Source organism: Cupriavidus oxalaticus (assembly GCF_004768545.1).
Classification (GTDB): Bacteria; Pseudomonadota; Gammaproteobacteria; order Burkholderiales; family Burkholderiaceae; genus Cupriavidus; species Cupriavidus oxalaticus_A.
On the sequence record NZ_CP038635.1, the window covers coordinates 2000720 to 2024723 of the forward strand.

22 protein-coding genes and 1 tRNA gene are annotated in these 24004 nt (G+C 69.3%); 13 read left to right on the forward strand and 10 right to left on the reverse strand.

Features of this window, described 5'->3' with window-relative positions; genetic code table 11:
* Nucleotides 1-11 precede the first annotated feature (11 nt).
* Both E0W60_RS20040 and E0W60_RS20045 read left to right on the forward strand, forming a co-directional pair.
* Complete coding sequence (locus E0W60_RS20040) at nt 12-2180, forward strand: heavy metal translocating P-type ATPase (protein WP_135705380.1); 2169 nt, start codon at nt 12-14, stop codon at nt 2178-2180.
* Nucleotides 2177-2764, forward strand: coding sequence for an SCO family protein (locus E0W60_RS20045; RefSeq protein ID WP_135705381.1), 588 nt, complete (start codon nt 2177-2179; stop codon nt 2762-2764). Before E0W60_RS20040 ends, E0W60_RS20045 begins: the two co-directional genes overlap by 4 nt.
* Nucleotides 2765-2788: 24 nt before the next feature.
* On the opposite strand, the gene E0W60_RS20050 is transcribed toward E0W60_RS20045, so the two are convergent.
* Nucleotides 2789-3763: a DMT family transporter gene (locus E0W60_RS20050; protein ID WP_135705382.1), complete on the reverse strand. Its 975-nt coding sequence runs from the start codon at nt 3761-3763 to the stop codon at nt 2789-2791.
* A gap of 205 nt (nt 3764-3968) precedes the next feature.
* On the opposite strand from E0W60_RS20050, the gene dapC reads away from it, so the two are divergent.
* The 10 genes from dapC (at nt 3969) to E0W60_RS20100 (ending at nt 13548) form a co-directional block, all read left to right on the forward strand.
* Nucleotides 3969-5171, forward strand: coding sequence for a succinyldiaminopimelate transaminase (gene dapC, locus E0W60_RS20055; protein ID WP_135705383.1), 1203 nt, complete (start codon nt 3969-3971; stop codon nt 5169-5171).
* 65 nt (nt 5172-5236) lie between these two features.
* Nucleotides 5237-6061, forward strand: coding sequence for a 2,3,4,5-tetrahydropyridine-2,6-dicarboxylate N-succinyltransferase (dapD, locus tag E0W60_RS20060; RefSeq protein WP_135705384.1), 825 nt, complete (start codon nt 5237-5239; stop codon nt 6059-6061).
* Nucleotides 6062-6225: 164 nt separating this feature from the next.
* Complete coding sequence (locus E0W60_RS20065; protein WP_240745875.1) at nt 6226-6585, forward strand: hypothetical protein; 360 nt, start codon at nt 6226-6228, stop codon at nt 6583-6585.
* A 25-nt stretch (nt 6586-6610) separates the two neighbouring features.
* Entirely contained in the window at nt 6611-6958 is a 348-nt protein-coding gene (locus E0W60_RS20070; protein ID WP_133096328.1) for an arsenate reductase, read from the forward strand.
* A 47-nt stretch (nt 6959-7005) separates the two neighbouring features.
* On the forward strand, nt 7006-8157 hold the full coding sequence (gene dapE, locus E0W60_RS20075) for a succinyl-diaminopimelate desuccinylase (RefSeq protein WP_133096329.1): 1152 nt from the start codon (nt 7006-7008) through the stop codon (nt 8155-8157).
* 24 nt (nt 8158-8181) lie between these two features.
* On the forward strand, nt 8182-9075 hold the full coding sequence (gene prmB, locus E0W60_RS20080; RefSeq protein WP_135705385.1) for a 50S ribosomal protein L3 N(5)-glutamine methyltransferase: 894 nt from the start codon (nt 8182-8184) through the stop codon (nt 9073-9075).
* A 158-nt stretch (nt 9076-9233) separates the two neighbouring features.
* Nucleotides 9234-10502: an MFS transporter gene (locus E0W60_RS20085; protein WP_135705386.1), complete on the forward strand. Its 1269-nt coding sequence runs from the start codon at nt 9234-9236 to the stop codon at nt 10500-10502.
* A 209-nt stretch (nt 10503-10711) separates the two neighbouring features.
* Nucleotides 10712-11719, forward strand: coding sequence for a tripartite tricarboxylate transporter substrate binding protein (locus E0W60_RS20090; protein WP_135705387.1), 1008 nt, complete (start codon nt 10712-10714; stop codon nt 11717-11719).
* A 64-nt stretch (nt 11720-11783) separates the two neighbouring features.
* On the forward strand, nt 11784-13364 hold the full coding sequence (locus E0W60_RS20095; RefSeq protein ID WP_135705388.1) for a class I adenylate-forming enzyme family protein: 1581 nt from the start codon (nt 11784-11786) through the stop codon (nt 13362-13364).
* Nucleotides 13365-13471: 107 nt separating this feature from the next.
* Nucleotides 13472-13548 (forward strand) — tRNA-Val (locus E0W60_RS20100).
* Nucleotides 13549-13628: 80 nt separating this feature from the next.
* Here the strand turns inward: E0W60_RS20100 and E0W60_RS20105 are convergent.
* From E0W60_RS20105 to E0W60_RS20115, 3 genes are read right to left on the reverse strand one after another with little or no spacing between them, the layout of a single operon-like run.
* Nucleotides 13629-14768, reverse strand: a complete 1140-nt coding sequence (locus E0W60_RS20105) for a CaiB/BaiF CoA transferase family protein (RefSeq protein WP_135705389.1) — start codon at nt 14766-14768, stop codon at nt 13629-13631.
* A 19-nt stretch (nt 14769-14787) separates the two neighbouring features.
* Entirely contained in the window at nt 14788-15801 is a 1014-nt protein-coding gene (locus E0W60_RS20110; protein ID WP_133096335.1) for an NADPH:quinone oxidoreductase family protein, read from the reverse strand.
* Between the two features lie 11 nt (nt 15802-15812).
* On the reverse strand, nt 15813-16808 hold the full coding sequence (locus tag E0W60_RS20115) for a tripartite tricarboxylate transporter substrate binding protein (protein WP_135705390.1): 996 nt from the start codon (nt 16806-16808) through the stop codon (nt 15813-15815).
* A gap of 225 nt (nt 16809-17033) precedes the next feature.
* Here E0W60_RS20115 and E0W60_RS20120 point away from each other — a divergent pair, with 225 nt between their 5' ends.
* Nucleotides 17034-17933 carry a LysR family transcriptional regulator gene (locus tag E0W60_RS20120; protein ID WP_133096337.1) on the forward strand — a complete coding sequence of 300 codons (900 nt, stop codon included), beginning with the start codon at nt 17034-17036 and terminating at the stop codon, nt 17931-17933.
* Nucleotides 17934-17942: 9 nt separating this feature from the next.
* Here the strand turns inward: E0W60_RS20120 and E0W60_RS20125 are convergent, their stop codons facing one another.
* Genes E0W60_RS20125 through E0W60_RS20150 form a run of 6 tightly spaced genes read right to left on the reverse strand, consistent with a single transcriptional unit; the run spans nt 17943 to nt 23752 of the window.
* Nucleotides 17943-18905, reverse strand: coding sequence for a phosphatidate cytidylyltransferase (locus E0W60_RS20125; protein ID WP_135705391.1), 963 nt, complete (start codon nt 18903-18905; stop codon nt 17943-17945).
* A 5-nt stretch (nt 18906-18910) separates the two neighbouring features.
* Complete coding sequence (locus E0W60_RS20130) at nt 18911-19537, reverse strand: lysophospholipid acyltransferase family protein (protein WP_133096339.1); 627 nt, start codon at nt 19535-19537, stop codon at nt 18911-18913.
* An 8-nt stretch (nt 19538-19545) separates the two neighbouring features.
* On the reverse strand, nt 19546-19977 hold the full coding sequence (locus E0W60_RS20135) for a hypothetical protein (RefSeq protein ID WP_135705392.1): 432 nt from the start codon (nt 19975-19977) through the stop codon (nt 19546-19548).
* Nucleotides 19967-21355 (reverse strand): phosphatase PAP2/dual specificity phosphatase family protein, encoded by a 1389-nt coding sequence (locus E0W60_RS20140; RefSeq protein ID WP_135705393.1) that lies wholly within the window; start codon nt 21353-21355, stop codon nt 19967-19969. Before E0W60_RS20140 ends, E0W60_RS20135 begins: the two co-directional genes overlap by 11 nt.
* Nucleotides 21352-23121 carry a bifunctional alpha/beta hydrolase/class I SAM-dependent methyltransferase gene (locus tag E0W60_RS20145; RefSeq protein ID WP_135705394.1) on the reverse strand — a complete coding sequence of 590 codons (1770 nt, stop codon included), beginning with the start codon at nt 23119-23121 and terminating at the stop codon, nt 21352-21354. The genes E0W60_RS20140 and E0W60_RS20145 overlap by 4 nt, the downstream gene beginning before the upstream one ends.
* 4 nt (nt 23122-23125) lie before the next feature.
* Entirely contained in the window at nt 23126-23752 is a 627-nt protein-coding gene (locus E0W60_RS20150) for a CDP-alcohol phosphatidyltransferase family protein (RefSeq protein ID WP_133096343.1), read from the reverse strand.
* Nucleotides 23753-24004: the final 252 nt, after the last annotated feature.

A 24004-nucleotide genomic window follows, 5' to 3' on the forward strand; every position in this document is an offset into this window, starting at 1 on the left:
ACAGGCCGCCTATGCCCATCGAAACCTCGCACGCCTGCAGTCACTGCCAGTTGCCGGTCGGACGGCTGGGCCAGCTGCGCGAGCTGGACGGTGAAGCGCACTGGTTCTGCTGCTATGGCTGCTGCCTGGCTTATCAGGTTCACCATGGCGAGCACGAGGAACCGCAGGCCGCCGCCGCGCTGATCCGGTTCGGCGTCGGCGGGTTTCTCGCCATGAACGTCATGTTGTTCAGCTGGCTGCTCTACGCCGATGCGTTTACCGGCGACGAAGCGTGGCTGCGTGGCCCGGTTCACTGGCTGCTGTGGGCGCTGGCGACGCCGCTGGTGCTGCTGCTCGGGCGGCCATTTGCCGAAGGCGCGTGGCAGGCCATGCGGCAGGGACGGCTGTCGACCGACACCCTGGTCTGCATCGGCGTGCTCGCCGCCTACTGCTACTCAGGTTGGCAGGTATCGCGCGGTTCGAGCCTTGTCTATTTCGACACCGCCGCCATGGTGCTGCTGCTGTTTACGCTGGGCCGCCTGCTTGAGGCGCAGGTGCGCGTACGCACCGCGCGCCGCCTCGCGCCGATGCTGGCGGCTGAACGCGCCGAGGCGCGCGTGGTCGAGGGCGGCACCGAAGGCTGGCGCGCCGTCGTCGACATCCGGCCGGGCGAACTGGTGCGGATACTGCCGGGCGAACGCGTGCCCGTCGACGGCATCGTCGTCGATGGCCGCTCGGAGTGCGACGAAGCCGTCCTGACCGGGCAGAGCGAGCCGCAGTTCAAGCCACCGGGGGCGCTGGTGCACGCCGGCAGCATCAACGGCAGCCGCCCGCTGCTGGTCCGTGCCACGGTGGCCGGCTCGCAGACCCGGTGGCAGCAGATCGGCCGGCAGGTGCGTGAAGCGCTGGTGCGCAAATCGCTGGCGGGCGACACCGTCGACCGCACCATTGCCGTGTTCATCCCGGGCGTGCTGGCGCTGGCCGCGGCCAGCGCGTGGTTCTGGGGCAGCCGGGCAGGCGCTCCGGCGCAGGTGGCGGACGCCGCGATGCTGGCCGGACTGGCCGTGCTGGTGGTCGCGTGCCCGTGCTCGCTGGGACTCGCAGCCCCCCTCACGCATGCGTTGGCGATCGGACTGGCTGCACAACGCGGCATTCTCGTGCGCGGCGGCGACGTGCTGGAACGGCTGGCACGGCTCAAGGGCATTGCCTTCGACAAGACCGGCACGCTGACGGCCGACACGCTGCACCCTGTCGGCATGCAGACAGCAGGCGCCAGCCATGCGGAAGTCCTGCGCGTGGCGGCTGCGCTGGCGCAGGCTTCGGACCATCCGGCGGCCCGCGCGATTGCCGCCATGGCCCGCGCCGCGGCATCGCCGCCCGTGGCCTCCAACGAAGTCGAGGCCAATGCCGGCGAGGGCCTGTGCGGTCGATTCGATGGCATGGACTGCGCGCTGGGATCGCCCGCGTTCCTCGGCACGCTCGGTTGGCACGTGCCACCTGCCCTGCTGGCTACGGCGCCACTGGGATGCACGCTGGTACTGGTTGGCTGGGAGGGCCAGGCGCACGGACTGATCGCGCTGCGCACGCTGCCGATGCCGCATGTTGGCGACGTGATCGGCGAAATGCAGCGCCAGGGCCTGGGCACGCTGCTGCTGAGCGGCGACAATCCGCACGCGGTGGCGGCACTGGCCGGCGATTTGCATATCGATGCGTGGCGGGCCAGGCTGCTGCCGCAGGACAAGGTGCTTGCCCTGCGCGACTGGGCTGCCGGCACAGGGCTGGTCGCCATGGTCGGCGATGGCCTTAACGACAGCCCGGTGCTGGCGGCTGCCTCCGTCGGCATCGCCGTGGGCAACGCCTCCGACCTGGCGCGCGAAAGCGCGGACGTCGTGCTGCCGCGCTCGGGCCTGGCCAGCCTGCCGTGGCTGTTGCAGCAGGCGCGCCAGGTACGCCGCACGGTCCGGGCCAACCTGGCCTGGGCCTTCGGCTACAACGCGATCGCGCTGGCGCTGGCCGCCGGCGGGCTGCTGCAACCGGTGCTCGCGGCGGTGCTGATGGCCGGTTCCAGCGTGCTCGTGGCGATGCGCTCGTGGCGTGCCAGCGCAACTGCCGAAGCGAATGCAGGCACTGCCGAGCGCGCAGGCGCCACGGCACCGGGCCATCCCGCTGCATTGCGATCCGGACAGGGAGTTTCACCATGAACCGATGGCTGGCCAGGCTGGCCGCGTGCCTTTTCGCCGTCGCACTGCCGGGCCTTGCGCCGGCCACGCACAACGAGACCCAGCACACCGACCTGTCGTCGCGCGGCTGGCCGGTGGGCGATTTCAGCCTCACCGACCAGAATGGCCGCGCATTTACCCAGGCGCAGCTGCAAGGCCGCTGGACCCTCGTGCTGCTGGGCGACACCCATTGCGGAGCACCGTGCGGCGCTGCGCTGACGGCGCTGACCGGGTTGTACCAGCGCATCAGCACGACGCAGAAGCTTGCCACCACGCAGGTGCTGTTCATCTCGCTGGACCCGCAGCGCGATACCCCGGGCGCCCTGCGGCGCTACCTTGCCCCGTACGACGCCCGCTTCATGGGCGCCACCGGCAGCCCGCAGACGCTGGCGCGAATGATCGACGATCTCGGCGCCAGGCCGGGCGTGCCGCCTGCCGCCAACGCAGCCTATCCCGGGTCGCTGATCCTGGTCGGGCCGGATGCCACGGTACGCGGACAGTTCCTGCCGCCGTTCGACGTGCCGCTGCTGACTGCCGCCTATCTGAAAGCACGCGTGCGCAAGTGATTCATACGCCGCAAAGGCGACGGCTTAAGCTGCCAGCCCGGCGTCAGCCACTGCCGAAGCACGCGCCGGCCGGCTGCGGTGCACCAGCCCCGACAGGGCGCCGGCAGCGATGATGCACAGCCCGCCGGCCGCTTCCTTCCAGCTCAGCACCTCGGTCGCCAGCCACCACGCCGATACCGCCGCGATCACGACCTCGAACAGCATCAGCAGCGACACCCGGTTGGCCGGCAGCCGCTGCAGGCCGTATTGCACCACCGAGTTGCTGACCACCAGCACCGCGGCCAGGCCCAGCACCAGCATGGCGACGCTGACCTGCGCGCCCGGCACGATCGCCACCGAGGTACCGTCAAGCAACAGTGCCGCCGGCACGCCGATCACGGTGCAGCCGAGGTACACCACCACGGTACGCACGCGCGCATCCATGTCGGGAAAGCGCTGGCCGGCCCGGCGCGACAGCACGTTGTTGACGGCAAAGCCAATGCCGCCGATCAGCCCCGACCATTCCGCGGCGTTGCCCGGCAGCGGCACGCCGACTTCGGGCGTCCACAGCATCAGCCCGGCGCCAAACAGGGCCAGCGCCACCAGGCCCAGCCCCGCCGGCGAGAGCCGCTCGCCCAGGAACAGCCGGGCGAACAGCGCGGTCCAGACTGGCGTCAGGTAGAACAGGAGCAGCACGCGCATGACATGGCCGTTGACGCTGCCCCAGACAAAGCCGGCGTTGGTCACGCCGGCTGCCAGCCCGACCGCGACAAAGAGCCAGTGCGGGCGCAGCCCGGCCAGCTGGCGGCGGAATGCCAGCAGCGACAGCACCGCGGCGACCGCGCTGACCAGCGCGGCGGCGTGCATGCCACCCAGCCCCCAGCCGGCCAGCACGCGGTACGGAAACCAGGCGATGCCCCAGACCGAGGCCCCCAGCAGGATGGAAAGAGACGCCTTGACCGCATGGCGGTCGGCCGGCGCAGCCTGCGCCGTAATGGGTGTAATGGTTTTCGTGCTCATGAAGGGAATTCTGTTTGAGGCGAGCCGGCGCCTGCTGCCGTAATGCGGAGACGGGCGAGCAGACAAGTCCGGACGGCGCCGGCGGCATCACTGCGAAGTGATTCCCGCCATCCGCGCCCCGGCCGGCCGCGCGGGCGGCTCCGGTGCACGGTAACCCGCGCCGTTCCTCTATAATGCGTCGTTTTAACCGGCCCCGACTGCTACCGTGAATCCGCGCCTCGACCTGCTCCAGCCCTACCCGTTCGAGAAACTGCGGGTACTCTTTTCGCAGGTGACGCCTGCGGCGGACAAGCCGGCGATCAGCTTCGGCATCGGCGAACCCAAGCACCCGACGCCCGAATTCATCAAGCAAGCGCTGGCCGAGTCGCTTTCGGGGCTGGCGAATTATCCCACCACCGCTGGTTCCGATGCACTCCGACAGTGCATCGCCGGCTGGCTGGAACGCCGCTACGGGCTGCCCAAGGTCAATGCCGCCACCGAGGTGCTGCCGGTGACCGGCTCGCGCGAGGCACTGTTCGCCTTCGCCCAGACCGTGGTCGATGGCACCCGGCCGGGCGCGCTGGTGATGTGCCCGAACCCGTTCTACCAGATCTATGAAGGCGGCGCGCTGCTGGCCGGCGCCACGCCCGTGTTCGCCAACAGCGACCCGGCGCGCAACTTCGCCCCGGCGTTCGGCCGTATTAGCGACGACGTCTGGAAGAAGGTCCAGCTGCTGTTCGTCTGCACCCCGGGCAACCCGACCGGCGCCGTGCTGTCGCTGGATGACTGGCAGCAGCTGTTCGCGCTGTCGGACCGCTACGGCTTCGTGATCGCGTCGGACGAGTGCTACTCGGAGATCTATTTCGACGAAGGCCGCGCGCCGCTGGGTGCACTGGAAGCCGCGCACAGGCTTGGCCGGAGCTTCGAGCGATTGGTGATGTTCTCCAGCCTGTCCAAGCGCTCCAACGTGCCGGGGCTGCGCTCCGGCTTTGTCGCCGGCGACGCCGCGCTGCTGAAGAAATTCCTGCTATACCGTACCTACCACGGCGGCGCGATGAACCCGGCGGTGCAGAGCGCCAGCATCGCCGCCTGGAACGATGAGGGTCACGTGCGCGAGAACCGCGCGGCCTACGTGCGCAAGTTCAGCGAAGTGACGCCGATGCTGGCCGAGGTGCTGGATGTGGCGCTGCCCGACGCCGGCTTCTACCTGTGGGCCGATGTCTCGCGCACCGGCCTGAGCGATACCGAGTTCGCCGCGCGCCTGCTGGCCGGGCAGAACGTGACCGTGCTGCCCGGCAGCTACCTGGCGCGCGAAGCCGACGGCATCAACCCGGGTGCCAACCGCGTGCGCATGGCGCTGGTGGCTACGCCGGAGGAATGCCTCGAAGGCGCGCGCCGCATCGTCGAATTCTGCAAGTCGCTGGGCTGAGGCGCTGCCTCGCCCGCCGCATTGGCCAGACCCAAGCATCAATATTCAACCCTGAGAAAACGAACATGACGCAAGCACTGCAAGCCCTGATCGACCAGGCCTGGGAAGACCGCACCAGCCTGTCGCCCAAGTCCGCCCCCAACGATATCCGCGAAGCCGTTGCCAACGTCATCGCCCAGCTGGATGCCGGCACGCTGCGCGTGGCCGAGAAGCAAGGCAAGGACTGGATCGTCAACCAGTGGGTCAAGAAGGCCGTGCTGCTGTCGTTCCGCCTGGAAGACAACGCGCCGATGAGCGCCGGCGGCTTCGCCCAGTTCTACGACAAGGTGCCGACCAAGTTCGCCAACTGGAGCGGCGACGACTTCGCCAAGGCTGGCTTCCGCGTGGTGCCGCCCGCAGTGGCCCGCCGCGGTTCGTTCATCGCGAAGAACGCGGTGCTGATGCCGTCGTACGTCAACATCGGCGCCTATGTCGATGAGGGCACCATGGTCGACACCTGGGCCACCGTCGGTTCGTGCGCGCAGATCGGCAAGAACGTGCACCTGTCGGGCGGCGTTGGCATCGGTGGCGTGCTGGAGCCGCTGCAGGCCAACCCGGTCATCATCGAAGACAACTGCTTCATCGGCGCCCGTTCGGAAGTCGTGGAAGGCGTGATCGTCGAAGAGAACTCGGTGATCTCGATGGGCGTGTACCTGGGCCAATCGACCAAGATCTACGACCGCGAAACCGGCGAGATCCACTATGGCCGCGTGCCGGCCGGTTCGGTGGTGGTGGCGGGCAACCTGCCGTCCAAGGATGGCAAGTACAGCCTGTACTGCGCCGTGATCGTGAAGAAGGTCGACGCGCAGACCCGCGCCAAGACCAGCCTGAACGACCTGCTGCGTGACTGATCGCGTCTGATCGCGTCTGATCGGTCTGACCGCGCTGGCGCGGCCTCGCTGCGCCAGCCCGTCCCGGGGCCGGTCCCCGGGACCGCAATACCCGTGTTACCGCTGTTCCCGCTGTCACCTCCCGCCTGGCCAGGCTCAACATGCCTTCCCTCCGCAAGCGACTCATGGCCCTGGATCCCGCCACCGTCAGTACCGTGCTCTCCCTGTTGCCCACCATTCTCGAGCAGGCCAACAAGACCATCGAGAAGATCAAGAAAGGCAAGCGCAAGGACGATGCGCCGGAAGGCGCCGTGGCCGAGACGCGCGATCCCGCCGCCCGCATTGCCGAACTGGAAGCCGCCGCCGTGCAGCAGGCCGAAGCGGTCAAGCTGCTGGCCGAGCAGCACGCCATCACCATCGAAGCGCTGCGCAAGGAAGCCGCGCGGCTGGACCGCCGCCTGCGCCTGATGACCGCCGTTGCCATGGGTGGCGTGGCGCTCGGCCTGGGCAGCCTGGTGATTGCGCTGAACCTGCTGTTCCGCTGAGCCCGAATTCAACAAAGACCAAGCCATGACCGTCCTGCTCTACGGCATTCCCAACTGCGATACCGTCAAGAAAGCCCGCACCTGGCTGGACGCCAACGGCGTGGCCTACACCTTCCACGACTTCAAGAAGCAGGGCGTGGATGAAGCCATGCTGCGCGGCTGGCTCAGGCACGTGCCGCTGGCCACGCTGCTGAACCGCAAGGGCACCACGTATCGGGCGCTGTCGGATGCGGACAAGGCCCGCGCCGAGGAAGAAGCCGGCGCGATCGCGCTGATGCAGCAGAGCCCGTCGCTGATCAAGCGACCGGTGCTGGCCCATGCTGGCAAGGTGATGGTGGGTTTCTCCGCCGACCAGTACGCCAGCCAGTTCTGATTTCCCCCGATTCCCCTGCCGATTTCCCTGATTTTCGCCGCCGTCACATGACCGCCACCCTCGCCCTCACCGAAGACCTGATCCGCCGCCGCTCCGTCACGCCCGCCGACGAAGGCTGCCAGGCCATCCTGGAAACCCGCCTGAAGGCGCTTGGCTTCGACTGCGAAGCCATCGTCAGCGGTCCGGACGATTTCCGCGTGACCAACCTGTGGGCGGTCCGGCGCGGCACGCAGGGCACGGCGGGCAAGCTGCTGGTGTTCGCCGGCCATACCGACGTGGTGCCGACCGGCCCGCTGGAGCAGTGGCACTCCGACCCGTTCGAGCCGACCCATCGCGACGGCAAGCTGTACGGCCGCGGCGCGGCCGACATGAAGACCTCGATCGCCGGCTTCGTGGTGGCGGTGGAGGAATTCGTCAAGGCGCATCCCGCGCATGCCGGCTCGATCGGTTTCCTGATCACCAGCGACGAAGAGGGCCCGGCGCATGACGGCACCATCAAGGTCGTCGAAGCGCTGACCGCGCGCGGCGAGCGCCTGGACTACTGCGTGATCGGCGAGCCGACCTCGGTCAACGCGCTCGGCGACATGGTCAAGAACGGCCGCCGCGGCTCGCTGTCGGGCAAGCTGACGGTCAAGGGCATCCAGTGCCATATCGCCTACCCGCACCTGGGCCGCAACCCGATCCATGACGCCGCCCCGGCGCTGGCCGCACTCGCCGCCGAAGTCTGGGACGAAGGCAACGAGTACTTCCCGCCGACCAGCTGGCAGATGTCGAATATCCACGGCGGCACCGGCGCCACCAACGTGATCCCGGGCCACGTCACCATCGACTTCAATTTCCGCTTCTCGACCGCGAGCACGCCCGAAGGCCTGAAGGCGCGCGTGCATGCGATCCTGGATCACCACAGCCTCGAATACACGCTGGACTGGACCCTGGGCGGAGAGCCCTTCCTGACGCCGCGCGGCGACCTGTCCGACGCGCTGTCGTCCGCAATCAAGGCAGAAACCGGCTTCGACACCGAGCTGTCGACCACCGGCGGCACGTCCGACGGCCGCTTTATCGCCAAGATCTGCCCGCAGGTGATCGAGTTCGGCCCGCCCAATGCCAGCATCCACAAGATCGACGAGCACGTCGAGGTGCGCTTCATCGACCCGCTGAAGAATGTTTATCGCGGCGTGCTGGAACGCCTGATCGCCTGATTTTTTTCGCCGAAAGACACTGACATGGCAACACCCTCTCCCTTGCGCACCGTGCGCGACCTGCTGCGCCTCGCGGTCTCGCGCTTTACCGCCGCGCGCCTGTCCTTCGGCCACGGCAGCGCCAACGCCTATGACGAGGCGGCCTACCTGGTGCTGCACACGCTGAACCTGCCGCTCGACACGCTCGACCCGTTCCTCGACGCGCGCCTGCTGCCCGAGGAAATCGACGCCGTGCTGAAGGTGATCGACCGCCGCGTCAACGAGCGCGTGCCGGCCGCGTACATCACGCACGAAGCCTATATGCATGGCCTGCGCTTCTACGTGGACTCGCGCGTGATCGTGCCGCGCAGCTTTATCGGCGAACTGCTGCAGGAAGGGCTGGAGCCGTGGGTCGGCGAGACCGGACAGATCGGCCCGGTGCTGGAGCTGTGCACCGGCTCGGGCTGCCTGCCGATCCTGGCCGCGCACGTGTGGCCGAATGCGAAGATCGATACCGTCGACATCTCGCCCGATGCGCTGGCCGTGGCGCGCCGCAACGTCGCCGACTACAAGATGGACGACCGCATCCGTCTCTACGAAGGCGACCTGTACGCGCCGCTGCCGCATGGCGCGACCTACGACGTGATCCTGACCAACCCGCCGTACGTCAACGAGGCCTCGATGCAGGCACTGCCGGCGGAATACCAGGCCGAGCCGCGCATCGCGCTGGCCGGCGGTGACGATGGCATGGACGTGGTGCGGCGGATCATCGCCGGGGCCAAGGCGCGGCTGAATCCCGGTGGCGTGCTGGTGGTCGAAATCGGCAACGAGCATGCCAATGTGGAGGCCGCCTTCCCTGACCTGGAAATCGTCTGGCTGCCGGTCAGCGCGGGCGAGGAGCAGGTGTTCTTGCTGACATACGACGCGCTGCCGGGGTAAATCAGCTCACCAAATGTGTGCTCCCTCTCCCGCAAGCGGGAGAGGGAGCACACATTCGGCACGGGACACCCGCGCAATCTGGGCGAACACCGGCCACCCGTTGATCAGGCAACGCGCGCAGGCTCTACACTCGCTGCAGATATTGCGCCACTGACGCCGTGACCGCCAGCAACTCCCCCCTCCCCGGGTCCCCACCCGGTGCCAACGCCCTGCCCGCCCGGGCCGCAACCACGCACGCCGTGCGCGGCATTGCCATCCTGACCTTCGCGTTCGCGCTCAGCCAGTTTTTCCGCTCCTGCCTGGCAGTGATGGCGCCGGAGCTGCAGCACGATTTCGGCCTGTCGCCGGCGGGGTACGGCGCACTCTCTTCGTCGTTCTTCCTGGCCTTCGCCGTGGCGCAGATCCCCGTGGGCATTGCGTTCGACCGCTACGGTGTCGGCCGCCCGACCGCGCTGCTGCTGGCCGTGGGCGCGCTGTCGTCGATCGTATTCGTGCTGGCGCCCAACGGCACCGCAGCCACGCTGGCGCAGGTGGGGCTGGGGCTGGCGTGCGCGCCCGTGTTCATGGGCCTGCTGCATTTCGCCTCGGAACAGCTCTCGGAGCGCGATTACACCCGCGTGGTCAGCCGCTCCAACGCCACCGGCATGATCGGCTCGCTGTGCGCGACCGCGCCGCTGGGCTGGGCCATCTCGCTGATCGGCTGGCGGCCGTCGATGGCGGTATCGGCGCTGGGCATGGTTGCGGCCTGCTATGGCGTGTGGCGCTTCGTGCGCGACCATGGCCATGCCGAGGCCCGCGGCGCCTCGTGGCCGGCGATGCTGTCGGAAAGCACGCAGCTGCTGAAACTGGCGCCGCTGTGGACGCTGATCCCGCTGTGCGTGGCCATGGCCGCCGGCACCGCCTTCCGCAATGCCTGGAGCGGGCCCTACCTGGCCGAGGTATTCGGCCTGGGCTCGGCACCGCGCGGCGTGGCGCTGACGCTGCTGAGCCTGGCCGGCTTCCTGACGGCATTCCTGCTGCCGGTGCTGGTCCGCCGCAGCACGCTCAAGACCGCCATCGCCGGCTGGTCCTGCTTTGCCATGTCGGGGGCGATCCTGCTGGCGCTGTGGCCGGACACCGGCATCGGCTACGCCGTGGCGATGATGGCGCTGCTGTCGACCATTGGCATGCTGCATCCGCTGGTAATGGCGCAGGGCCGCGGCCTGATCCCGCCATCGCAGCGCGGGCGCGGGCTGGGGCTGCTCAATACCTTCGTGTTCCTCGGCTCGGCGCTGACATCGTGGGCGTTCGGGCTGATCGCCAATGCGGGGCATGTGCGGCAATGGCCGGTGGCATCGACTTATGCGGCGATCTTTGTGTCCGCGGCGGTGCTGGTCGCGGTGTCGCTGATCCCGTATTTCTTCAGTCCGCCGCATCCGACCAACTGAGCGCCATGTCGTACGGCGTCCTTGATGCAGCCGCGCGGCGCGCGGATCACCAGGACGATCGCCCCGGGCTTCGCCTACAAAAAGCCAGACTTATCAATTTAAGAATTCCGCTGCCGCGCATCCCGCTTTACCGTTTGTGACACCGGCGTCCCAGCCCGCAACATGGGACGGCGGCCGCGCCCGCGGCCGCACAACAAGGAGACACATCGATGGCATCATCCCTGCGCCCCGTCCGGGGCCGCCGTGCATGGCTCGTGCAAGGCCTGGCCGGCATGCTGGCCGCCGGCTCGCTGGCCGTGCCGTTCACCGCCGGCGCCGAGACCTGGCCCGCGCGACCGATCCAGCTGCTGATCCCCTACCCGCCCGGCGGCAGCGCCGACCTGCTGGCGCGCCCGGTGGCCGCCAGGCTGCAGGAAAAGCTGGGCCAGCCGGTGGTGCTCGACTACCGGCCCGGCGCCGGCGGCACCATCGCCACGCAGGCGCTGGCGCGCGCCAAGCCGGACGGGTACACGCTGATCATGGTCCTGGCCGCGCATGCCATCAATGCCAGCCTCTATCCCAAGCTGCCGTACGACACCCGCAAGGACTTCGCGCCGGTGTCGCTGGTGGCCAACCTGCCGATGATCCTGGCCGGCAGCTCGTCGCTGCGCGCGAACAACGTGCAGGAGCTGATCGCGGAGGCCAGGGCCAACCCCGGCAAGCTGACCTTTGCTTCGGCCGGCAACGGCAACACCGGGCACCTGGCGGGCGAGTTGTTCGATTCCGTCGCGGGCATCAAGATGACCCATGTCCCGTACAAGGGCAGCGCCCAGGTGGTGACGGCGATGCTGTCGGGCGAGGTCCAGCTGACCTTCGACAGCATCTCCACCACGCTGCCGCACGTGAAGAGCGGCAAGCTGCGCGCGCTGGCGGTGACCGGCAGCCAGCGCGCCGCGGTCGCGCCCGACGTGCCGACGCTGGCCGAAGCCGGCGTGCCGGGCATCAGCATCACCGGCTGGTATGCGGTACTGGCGCCGGCCGGCACGCCGCAGCCGGTGGTCGACCGCCTCAGCACCGAGATCGCCACCGTGCTGCGCCAGCCCGAACTGAAGGCCTCGCTGGCAACCAATGGCTATGAACCGGTCGGCTCCACGCCGGCGGCGCTGCGCACGCATATCGATGCCGAGATCAACCGCTGGAGCAAAGTGGTAAAGGACTCCGGCGCGCAGATACAGTAACCGCTTCCCGGCGGGCGCCGCGATGCCGGCGCCCGCTCCGTTCTTGCGACATGAACTTGCCGACATGACCCAGACGCCCAACCAGCCCACGCAGCCCACCCAGCCCGCGCCGCTTGCCCGCCCCTTCACCACCATGTCCGTGCTCGTGCGCGAGCATGCCACCGAACGCCCCACGCAGCGCGCGCTGATGCATGACGGGCGCGTGCTCGACTACGCCGGGCTGGACGCCGCCATGGACCGCATCGCCGCGGCGCTGGCGCGCGACAACGTGCGCCCGGGCGAGGCCATCGCGATCTGCGCGAACTCGTCGATCGAATACGCCGCGGTCTATCTCGGCGCGGTGCGCGCAGGCGTGGTGGTGGCACCGCTGGCGCCATCGTCCACGGCGGAGAGCCTGGCCGGCATGGTCGCGGACTCCGGCGCGCGCATCCTCTTCACCGATGCCGCGGTCGCTGCCGCGTTGCAGCCGGTACGCGCGCAACTGGCGGGCACGCCCCTCGTCACGCTCGATGGCAGCGATGGCGGCCAGCCGTATGCGGACTGGCTCGCCCCCGCCGGCACGCCGGTGCAGGAGCCCGAGATCCGCGCGGAAATGCCGCTGAACATCATCTATTCGTCCGGCACCACCGGCAAGCCCAAGGGCATCGTGCAGTCGCACGGCATGCGCTGGGCGCACGTGTCGCGCGGCGCGGCCACGGGCTACGGCACCGACGCGGTCACGCTGCTGTCGACGCCGCTGTACTCCAACACCACGCTGGCCAGCTTCTTCCCGACCATCGGCCTGGGCGGCACGGCGATCCTGATGGCCAAGTTCGATGCGGGCAAGTACCTGGCGCTGGCGCAGCAGCACCGCGTCACGCACACCATGCTGGTGCCGGTGCAGTACCAGCGCCTGCTGGCGCATCCGGACTTCGACCGCCACGACCTGTCGTCCTTCCGGCAGAAGTTCTGCACCAGCGCGCCGTTCAGCCCGGCGCTGAAGGCCGAGGTGCTGCGCCGCTGGCCCGGCGGGCTGACCGAGCTGTACGGCATGACCGAAGGCGGCGGCAGCTGCCTGCTGCACGCGCACCAGTTCCCCGACAAGCTGCACACGGTGGGCCGCCCTGCGCCGAACGCCGACATCCGCATCATCGACGACGAAGGCCGCGAGCTGCCGCCGGGCAGCACCGGCGAAGTGGTCGGCCGTTCGCCGGCGATGATGAACGGCTACCACAACCAGCCGGAAAAGACCGCCGAGACCGAATGGCACGATGCGCAGGGCAATCGCTTTATCCGCACCGGCGATATCGGCCGCTTCGATGAAGACGGCTTCCTGGTGCTGCTCGACCGCAAGAAGGACATGATCATCTCGGGCGGCTTCAATATCTATCCCAGCGATATCGAGGCGGTGGTGCGCGAGCACCCGGCGGTCGCCGAGGTGTCGGTGGTCGGCGTGCCGTCGGAGCGCTGGGGCGAGACGCCGGTGGGCTTCGTCGCGCTGCGCGCGGGCAGCGGCGCCACGGCGCAGGACGTGCTGGCCTGGGCCAACGAGCGGCTGGGCAAGACCCAGCGGCTGGCCGAACTGCACGTGGTCGACAGCCTGCCGCGCAGTGCCATCGGCAAGGTGCTCAAGCGCGAATTGCGCGACCGGCTGACGCAGGCCTGAGCTCTCGATGCAAAGCATGCTGACGCGGTGCGCGCAGCACAATCGCAGAAAGTTTGCGAAGGTGCTTGCGCAATCGCGGAGGCATACCTATAATCTGCGGCTTCGCTAGGCTCGTAGCTCAGCTGGTTAGAGCACCACCTTGACATGGTGGGGGTCGTTGGTTCGAGTCCAATCGAGCCTACCAACGCACAAAGGAAACGGACGGTACGCAATCGCGCACCGTCCGTTTTTCTTTTTCCGCGCGGCAATGTCAGTCGCTGAGGTTCAGGCGCTGATGCCGAACTCCGCCAGCACCGCTTCGGTGTGCTGCCCCAGCGTGGGCGCATTGCCCTCGGGCCGCACCATGCCTGCCATCCCCGGCAGGTTGGCCCAGGGCACCTCGCCAATCCCCTCTAGCGCCAGGCGGCCGAAGACCCCTGCCTGCCGGCATTGCTCGCTCCCCAGGAAATCGCTGGCGTGGCTGACGCGGCCGAACAGCACGTCATGCTCGGTCAGCTGCGCTTCCCAGTGCGCGAGCGGCTGCGCGGCCACCGCCTGCGCCACGCGCCGGTTCAGTTCCGCCGCGCGCGGCAACCGGCCGGCACAGGTGCGCAGCGCGGCATCGCCGAGCCAGTCGTCAAAGCCCAGCAGGCGTGCCAGCCGCACGAACATCGCGTCGTTGAGCATGCTGATATAGAGCATGCCGTCCGTTGCGGCGAACAATCCCGTCGGCGCATTGGCCGCGGCCATTTCCGCGTCGGGAAACATGGCATCGTCCACCAGCAGGTACGACTGAAGCGCAGCGCTGGTCTCCAGCAGCGACAGCTTCACATGGCGTCCCTTGCCATGGCGCGCGGCCCTGAACAATGCCGCGCAGGCATGCTGGGCGGCATAGAGCCCGGTGCTGAGATCGATCAGGAAGAACGGGATACGGCGCGGCTGGCCCGCGCCGTCGCGGTTCAGGTGCATCAGTCCGCTGACCGCCTGCACGGTGGTATCGACCGCGGGCAGCGCCGCCATCGGGCCGGCATGGCCGTAGCCGGTGATCGACACATAGACCAGCGCCGGGTTGCGCGCCGCCAGCGCCTCGTAGCCCACGCCCATGCGCTCGGCCACGCCGGGGCGGAAGTTCTGGATCACCACGTCGGCACGTGCGGCCAGCCGTGCGATGGCGGCGCGGCCGCTGTCGGTGCGCGCATCCAGCAGCACGCTTTGCTTGCCGGCATTGCACGCGACCGCGATCGCGGTCTGGCCGGCGCGGATGCGGCCCATATTGCGCGACCAGTCGCCGCCCGGCGGTTCCACCTTGATCACGCGCGCGCCCTGCTGGCGCAGCACCAGCCCGCAATACGGCCCGGCGATCCCCTGGCTCAGGTCGAGCACCGTCAGGCCGTCGAGCAGCGCGGCGTCTTGTTCGGATTGCATCTGGTCCTTCCTCCGCGTTTCAGATATCCAGCATGACCTTGCCGATGGCGCGGCGCGACATCGTGGTGTCGACCGCCGCCAGCCAGTCGCGCAGCGGGAAGTGCTGCAGCACCGGCGGCGCCAGCTTGCCGCTCGCCACCGCCTGCATGATCTGTTCGACCACCTGCTGCACGCGCGGCGCGAAGCGCTGGCGCTCGTCGGTCAGTCCCCAGCCGATGTAGTAGCCGTAGTTGAAGCCGATCATCGACAGGTTCTTGACCAGCAGCAGGTTCGCAGGCACTTCCGGGATGCGACCGCTGGCATAGCCGATCGACAGCAGCCGCGCGCCCGGTGCCGCGCAGCGCAGCGAGGCATCGAACAGGTCGCCGCCGACCGGATCGAACACCACGTCGGCCCCGCCCGCCGGGCACAGCGCCTTGACCGAGGCCGCCAGCGTGGCCGCATCGGCAGGCAGCGCGTGCGCCGCGCCGTTGGCCAGTGCCGCCTCGCGCTTGGCATCGGTGCTGGCGGTGGCAATCACGCGCGCGCCCATCAGCTTGCCCACCTGCACGGCAGCCGTGCCGAGCGCGCCGCTGGCGCCGTGCACCAGCATGGTCTCGCCGGGGTGCAACGCGGCGCGCCACGCCAGCGCGGCCCACACTGTGCCGTAGGTGACCGGCAACGCCGCGGCGTGCGCCAGTTCAAGCCCGTCCGGCACCGGATAGACCGTGTCGGCAGTCGTCACCACTTCTTCGGCAAAGCCGCCCCAGTCCAGCGCCGCCGCCACGCGCTGGCCCACGCGCAGCCGCGTCACGTCCGGCGCCACCTCCAGGATCTCGCCCGCCGCCTCGGTGCCCGGCGTGAACGGCAGCGGCGGCTTGCGCTGGTACTTGCCCGACACGAACAGGCTCAGCGCAAACCCGACGCCCGCATGCCGCACGCGGATGCGCACCTGCCCCCGCCCGAGCGGCCGGCGCGGGATGCGCTGCAGTTCGAGTTCGCTCCAGTGGCACCAGCGCGAGCAGACCAGCCCCAGGTAATCGTCCTCTTGCATCGTCAGTCCTGTCATTCCAGCGTAATGCCGACATCGCGGATGATGCGGCTCCATTTGTCGCGGTCGCTCTTCAGCACCGTGGCAAAGGCTTCCGGCGTGCCGCCGACCGGCACCAGGTTCAGGTCCTGCATTTTCTTTGCGATCTCCGGCATGCGCACGATGCGCGCCACTTCGCGCGACAGCGCCTCGACCCGCGCCTTCGGCACGCCCGCCGGGAACAGCAGGCCCATCCACGCATCCGGCTCGAAGCCCTTGTAGCCCGCCTCGCGGAAGGTCGGCACCCCGGGCAGCAGCGCCGAACGTTCGGCCCCGGCCATGGCCACCGGGATCAGCTTGCCGCCCTGCAGCAGCGCCATCGCCGTGCCCACCGGCACAAAGCCGATCTTCACATGCCCGGCGGCCAGGTCCGTGACCAGCGGCACACCGCCCTTGTAGGCCACGTGATCCATCTGCAGCCCGGCCTCGCGCTTGAACAGTTCGCCCAGGATATGGCCAGTGGTGCCGGCACCGTACGAGCCGTACGGGTACTTGTTGGGATTGGCCTTGACCAGCGCCACCAGCTCCGGCAGCGTGCGCGCCGGGAAATCCGGCGACACGGCGAGGATGGTCGACGAGATCGCGACCTCGCTGACTGGCGTGAAATCGGTGATCGGGTCATAGCCGATGCGCGGGTACAGCGACGGGTTCTGCACGTGCGCGGTGAAGGTCAGCAGCGCGGTATAGCCGTCCTTCGCGGCGCGCGCGACGTGCTTGGTGCCGGTGGTGGTGCCCGCGCCCGGCTTGTTGTCGACGATGACCGGCTGGCCCCAGGTCCTGGTCAGCTCCTGGCCAATCAGCCGCGCCACGGCATCGTTCACATTGCCGGCCACGGACGGCACGACGATGGTCAGCGGCCGCGACGGATAGGGATCGGCATCGGGTGCATCGGCCGCGTGCGCAGAGACTGCGAACGTGGCCAGCACGATGGCGGGCATGGCGGCGCGCAGCCGCGAGCGAAGAGTCGGCATGGTCGGTGTCTCCTGTCGTGGCTCCCTTCTGTGTTGCCCGCCAGCCGCTGGCGATGCGAGGGATGCCAGCGCAGTCTAGGGCACCAGCGCGGCACGATCGATTCCTGCGCGGCACAGTTCGAGTCCTGCCAGGCATGGCGCAGTGCGTCAATGCCGCGGCGCGGCCCCCTCGCCGCGCTACAATGGCCGGCACTCTCCGCACGCTGCCAGGCCGGCACCTATCCCATGCGATTCGAGGATCTAGAAGCCTTCCTGGTAGTCAGCGAACACGGCAACCTGCATCGCGCGGCCGACACGCTCGGCATGACCCAGTCCGGCCTGTCCAAGACGCTGGCGCGGCTGGAGGCCGAGGCCGGCATGCCGCTGTTCGAGCGCACTCCGCGCGGGCTGGTGCCGACCAGCGTCGGCAAGACGCTGCTGGCCCATGCGCGCAAGATTTCGCTGGCGGCGACCGACCTGCGCAACGAACTGGCCGAGCAACGCCTGGCGCGCGCCGGCACCGTGCGGCTCGGCGCCATCCCGTACCTGGTGCCGTCGCTGCTGTCGCCGCTGCTGGCGCAGTTCTTCGTCAGCCGCCCGCTGGCGGTGTTCTCGATCGAGACACACCTGAGCGCGCGCCTGATGGCGGTGCTGCAGAACGGTGACGCGGACCTGATCCTGGCCGCGCGCCCGGCCAGCGTGCCTGAGGACATCGACTGGCTGCCACTGGGGCCGCTGACCATGCAGATCGTCTGCCGCGCGGCGCATCCGCGCCGCGACAGCTTCCGTACGCTGGCCGACCTGACCGAAGAGCGCTGGGCCGTGCCGGCCAGTTCGCTGTACCTGCGCCAGTGGCTGGAAGAACGATTCACCTCGGTGGGCCTGCCGCCGCCGCGCGTCGCGGTGGAAAGCACGGCCTCGCCGGTCGCGTTCGGCGAGTTGCTGCGGCACTCGGACCTGCTCGGCATCATGCCGCCGCGCATCCTGAAGCAGGCCGAGGGACAGGGATTGCAGGCGATCGCCGGGCCGGGCATGTCGTGGCAGCATGAACTGGCGGTGCTGTGGCGCGCCGGCGGCTACCTGTCGCCGATCTGCCAGGACTTCCGCGACGCGGTGGTCAAGTGGTGCGAGGAAATGGAGATCTGAAGGCGCGGCTCAGGGCACCCACCAGTAGCGGGTGATATGGAAGAACACCGGCGCGGCGAACACCACCGAGTCGAGCCGGTCGAGCATGCCGCCGTGGCCCTGGATCATGTGGCCCCAGTCCTTGATGCCGCGGTCGCGCTTGATCGCCGACATCACCAGCCCGCCCAGGAACCCCATCAGCGCGATCGCCAGCGCGATCAGCCCGGCCTGCCACGGCGTGAACGGCGTGATCCACCACAGCGCCGCGCCCAGTGCGGTGGCGCTGGCCACGCCGCCGACAAACCCTTCCACCGTCTTTGACGGCGACAGCAGCGGCGCGATCTTGCGCTTGCCGCACAGCTTGCCCCACACGTACTGCAGCACGTCGCTGCCCTGCACCACGATCACCAGGAAGGCGATCAGCAGCAGGTTGCGGCCCTCGAAGCCCGGGATCGGCAGCGTCAGCAGCGCCGGCACGTGCGAGATGCAGAACACGCAGATCATCACCGCCCACTGCACCCCGGCGCAGCGCTCCAGGAAGCGCGTGGTCTCGGACGACAGCGCCGCCAGGATCGGCAGGAACAGGAAGGCATAGACCGGGATCAGGATCGAGAACATGCCATACCAGCCGGTGTAGACCAGCACGTACTGCAGCGGCAGGAACACGAAGAAGGCGGCGGCGATGGCGCGATGGTCGCCGCGGCGCGTGGTGGTGATGGTGACGAACTCGCGCAGCGCGAAGAACGACAGCAGGAAGAACAGCACGATCACCGCGGTGCGGCCCAGCGCGAAGGCCGCCCCCATGACGCCGATCATCCACCACCAGGCATTGACGCGCTGCGCGAGGTTGTCGATCACCGCGTGCTGCCCGCCGCCGGCCACGCGCCAGCGCAGCAGCGCGGTCACGGTGGAGGCGAGCAGCAGCACCGCAAACAGGCCGCCGAACAGCAGCCAGGTTTCATGGCTCCAATGCAACGTTGGCGTGGTCGGCATGGTCATCAGTCCAGTTCGGGGGCTAGCGCGAGCAGGCCGTCGCGGCAGCGGGACAGGAAGCTCTCCTTGTCCTCGCCGTCGGCCACCAGCAGCGGCTGGCCGAAAGTCACGGTGCACAGCAGCGGCACCGGCACCACTTCGCCCTTGGGCATCACGCGGTTGAGGTTGTCGATCCAGACCGGCACGAACTCCACCGCCGGGCACGCGCGCGCCAGGTGGTAGATGCCGCTCTTGAACGGCAGCAGCCGTGCATCGGTGGTATTGCGCGTGCCCTCGGGGAACAGGATCAGCGAATCGCCGCCTTCCAGTGCGCCGCGCATCAGTGCCACCGGATCGCTGCCGGGATCACTGTGCGTGCGGTCGATCAGCAGCGCGCGGAATACGTCGCGGCCGATAAAGCGCCGCAGCGGCGAACAGTCCCAATAGTCGGCGCCGGCCACGGGCCGCGTGCCGGCGCGCAGGTCGGGCGGCAGGCAGCCCCAGATCAGCACGAAGTCGCCATGGCTGCTGTGGTTGGCAAAGTACACGCGTTGCACCGCGGCGGGAAAGCAGCCCTGCCAGTTGGCGCGCATGCCGGTCAGCAGGCGGGCGAAAGCGATGATGGCGCGCGCGGTGGCGCGGGCGATCCACATGGTGTTGTTTACCTCAGCAGCAAGATCAGCAGGGACAGGCACAGCTGGACTGCGGCCAGTGCCACGCTGGCGCGCACCAGCCGCATCGCGCCGCGCGCGCGTTCGGGCAGCGAACGGCCAGTGCGGCCGGGTGTGATCCAGCCCAGTCCGGTCAGCGCGCCGTCGAGTCCGGCCAGGTCCGCCTGGCCCTCGCGGTCGGCCGAAGCGGCCAGCGCATCGAACAGGCGCCGGTCGATCGCCACGCGCAGCAGCAGCCAGAGTTGGGCCGGTGCCACCAGCAACGGCAGTGCAGACAGTGCGGGGCCGGCAGACAGCCAGGCGGAAGCCAGCGCGAAGGCCAGTCCGGCCACGCCGATCCATAGCGCACCGGACAGCGCGCCGGTGACGGCGTGCGCGATCCAGGCCTCGGAGGAACCACTGTGTGCGGCGTCAGTGGCCATCGGCAGCCTCCGGGGTCGGATATTGGTCGAGCCACGCCTGCAGCGCCTCGGCGTGCTCGCGCCCCAGCACCACCGCGGGTCGGTGTGCACGTAATGCGGCCAGTGCCGCCGGGGCGCCGCGCAGTCCCTGCCGGCGCGCCATCCATGCAGCCGCCACCAGCGCGCTGCGCGAATAGCCCAGCGCACAGCTCACCAGTATCCGGCGCGCTTGCGCGTGCCACGCGTCGAGTTGCGCCACGGCCTGCTCCAGTTGCTGCGCGGTCGGCACGGTCAGGTCCAGCACCGGCACGCAGCGATAGGCCAGCCCCGGCTCGGTTGCGGCGCGCGGCAATTCGGCGCTCAGGTCCAGCACGGCGTCAGCGCCCAGTGCGCGAAGTTCGGCATCGGTCGGGAAGCGGCCGACCCAGACGCCGTCTGCGATGCGGCTGGCCTGCGGCGCGCGCCGCGTCCACCAGCGCGAATTCAGGAACGCGCCGAGCAGGTATGGCGCCAGCACCCAGCATGCCGCCTGCGCCATCGTGCCGTCGGCATGCTTCTGGAACCAGGCCGGCGCGGCCAGCGCGTAGATGCGGGCAACGCAGGCCAGCGCCAGCGCCGCCCACAGCAGCAGGAACGCCAGCATCACGGAGGCTCCCACCGCCAGCACCGCGCACAGCAGTGCCATGACTGCGCCAATCCCATAGCGCCGCGAAAGCTGGCGCGTGCGCGCATCGGGCACTCCCATCGCAACGCCCGGCAGCCGCATCGGGAACAGGTAAACGCACAGCCAGCCGGCCAGCGCCCCGGTCGGCACGTCGATCACGTGGTGCTGCCACGTGGTCAGCACCGACACGCCGATCAGCGCGAACCAGCCATGGAGCAGCCAGCGCCAGCCGCCGCGCAGGTGCGCCGCGTACGCGACCCACAGGATCACCAGCAGGCTGATATGCAGCGACGGCGCCTGGTTGAACGGCAGGTCGAAGCCGCCCAGCAGCGCGAACAGCTGCCCCGGCAGCCCCTCCGCCTGCGGCCGCTCGAAGCTGAAGCGCAGCGGGAACGCGATAAAGCACGCCACCGAGACCAGCTGCGCCAGCACCAGCCGCCTGACGTGCACGACCAGCGCAGCGCGCGTGCGCCACAGGAAAAAGGAGATGCCGTACAGCAGATCGATCGACCAATACGGGATGATGGTCCACGGCAGGAACGGGATGCCGCGCTCCCAGCCGAAATAGACTGACGGCACCTGCGCGCGCTGGCTCGCAAGCCAGTTGGCAAAGCCGTAGCTGGAAAAGAAAAACGCGCCGGCCAGCGCCAGCAGCAGGCAGGCCAGCCGCCACGGACGTTCGCCGCGGGATGCCGCGGCAGCCGCCTCAGCCGCGCCAGCGGGCAGCGTGCTCATGCTGCGCGCCTGCGCGCCAGGCTGACGGTGAAGATGCCCCACGGGTCGATACGCTGGGTCACCTTGTCGAAGCCGGCGGCGCGCACCAGTTCGTCCATCTCGGCCTGCGAGCGGCGCCGCATCACCCACGCTGCGCCGCCGCGGTGGCTGGTCAGCGCGCGGGCGATGAATTCAAGCTGCGGATGCCAGGGCTGGCCGGTGTAGACCAGATAGCCGCCCGGCGGCAACGCGCGCGCCAGGCCTTCCAGCGAGCGGCGCACCATCGCGTTTTCCGGGAACAGCTCGTACAGGCCCGATACCACGGCCAGCGTCGGTGCCGGCGTCAGCGCGGCCAGGCCGTCGCCGTCGAAGGCATCGCCCTGTTCGAAGCGGGCGACTCCCTGCAGTCCCTTGGCCGCGATCAGCGCCCTGCCCTGGTCGACGTTGAGCTGGCTGTAGTCGCGCAGCAGGATCGATTCCACCTCGGCCGCACCGCCGTCCAGCGCGCCCAGCGCCTCCAGCACATAGCGACCGTGCCCGGCGGCGATGTCGACCATGCGCACCGGCATGCCGGCCGCATGCAGCCGCCGCACAGCCTGGGCGATCAGCGCTTCGGCGTGGACCTTGCGCTGGCGGATCCCGCGCCAGCCGATGGCGCCGAGGTATTGCTCGTCGGCCAGCCGGCCCAGTGGGCCGCGTCCCGACGGCGTATTGCGGTAAACGTAGTCGAGCGTCGAGCCCGAGTCGAAACCGGTCTCGTGCCCAAGCCGCACGCCGTCCGACAGCATCCCGCCGAGCTTCAGGCTGGCGCGCGCCGCGCGCCAGTACCACGCCGCCAGCCCGCCCGGCGCCGACGCCAGCCGGTCCGACTCCTCCCGGAACGGGCCGATCTGGTCGGCATCGAGCAGCGAGCGCGGCGCCGACGGCGTGTCGAACTCGCGCACGATAAATCGCCGCGCCGCGTCCACCGCCAGCTTGCGGTCGCGCTCGCCCAGCGTGTCGTGGAAGAACCCGTCCAGCACGATGCGTTCCTTGGTGCGCGCGCCCAGCCGCTCGTAGAAGCGGTCCTGCGGCCCGTGGTGCACCACCCAGTCCGCGCCGGAGATCAGCAGCTGCGTCGGCACCGTGATCGCGGCGGCATCGGCGACGATGCGCTCGGCGGTCTCGTACAGGTCGAGCAGGATATTGACCGCGATCGGCCGTGTGATCAGCGGGTCGGTGTCGTAGCTGGCGATGCGTTCGGGATCGTGCGTCAGGAACTTCGCCTTGACGTAGCTGTTGACAAAGAACCTGCCGCGCAGCCGGTGCATCAGCTTCAGCCCCGGCCGCGCGAACGGCACGTACAGCTTGACCTTGAACGCCGGCGAGGCCAGCACCAGCGCGCGGATCGGCGGCGCGTAATCGTGCACCCAGGTGGCGGCCAGCACTGCACCGACGCTTTGCGCGATGACCGCGGTGCGCTCCAGCGGGATGCCGTGCGCCTCGGCGATATGGTGGGTAAATGTCTGGATGTCGCGCACCGAGTCCGCCAGGCTGGGGCTGTAGCCACGCTCGCCTGGCGAGCGGCCGTGGCCGCGCGCGTCCCAGGCAAAGATGTCGTAGCCCGGCAGGTTCAGCTCGTCGGCCAGGTGGGCGACCCGGCCGGAATGCTCGTGGCCGCGGTGGAACAGCACCACGGCGCCGCGCGCCGGGCCCTCCACCGCCGGCCAGTGGCGGTAGAACAGCGCCTGGCCGTCATGGGTCTGGAAATGCCGCTCCTGCGGCTGGCGGATAGCGGCTCGGTCCATGGGCTCAGCCTGCGGTGCGGGCACGCGCCTCGGCAACGCCGCGGCGCACGCGATTGGTGATGGTGTACAGCGACAGCAAGGACAGCGCGAGCCACAGCCACGAAGCGGCACCGCCGAAACCCAGGCCGAGCCCCGCCCACAGCGCGATGGCCCCGACCGCGAAGGCACGGTCGCTCTTGCCGAGCGGGCCGTCGTAGCGCCGGCTGGCGCCGGCAAGCGGGCCGACCAGGCCGGCGGCCTCGACCATCACCGCCAGCAGCGCAAAGGTGCCGACCTGCGCCAGCCCGAAGTCCGGCAGCGCCGCCAGCGGCAGGATCAGCGCCAGGTCCGAGACGATGTCACCGAGTTCGTTGAGGTAGGCACCGAGCGCGCTCTGCTGGCCGTGCTCGCGCGCGAGCATGCCGTCGATGGCATTGAGCGCCATGCGCAGGAACAGCCAGAGGGGAAACAGCAGGAACAGCGCCGGGCTCTCGCTCACCAGCATGCCGATGGCGGCCAGCACGCCGACCGCGAGGGAACCGGCGGCCGCGGCGACCGTGACCTGGTTGGCGGTGGCGCCGCGATCGGCCAGGTCCTGCACCACCGGGCGCAGCCATGCCTGGAACCTGGGCTTGAGTTCGTAGAGCGTCATCGCGCCGGCCTCCCGCCGAGCTGATGCCGGAAGCGGCGCCGCTGGCAGGCCGGGAACCCCTTCCGTCTTGTTCTTGTGGCGTTTCTTGTGGCGTTTCGTCGTGACTGCCCGGCCCGCGCTGACGCGACCCGCCAGCGGTGCCTTTGGCGGCACTCTACAGCCAAGTCCGAGACATTACCAGAAGCGGCTTACGCCCTGTAGTGAAGGATTTCGAATGCGCAGGCTGAGTGCCATCCGGCCGCGCTCTAGCCA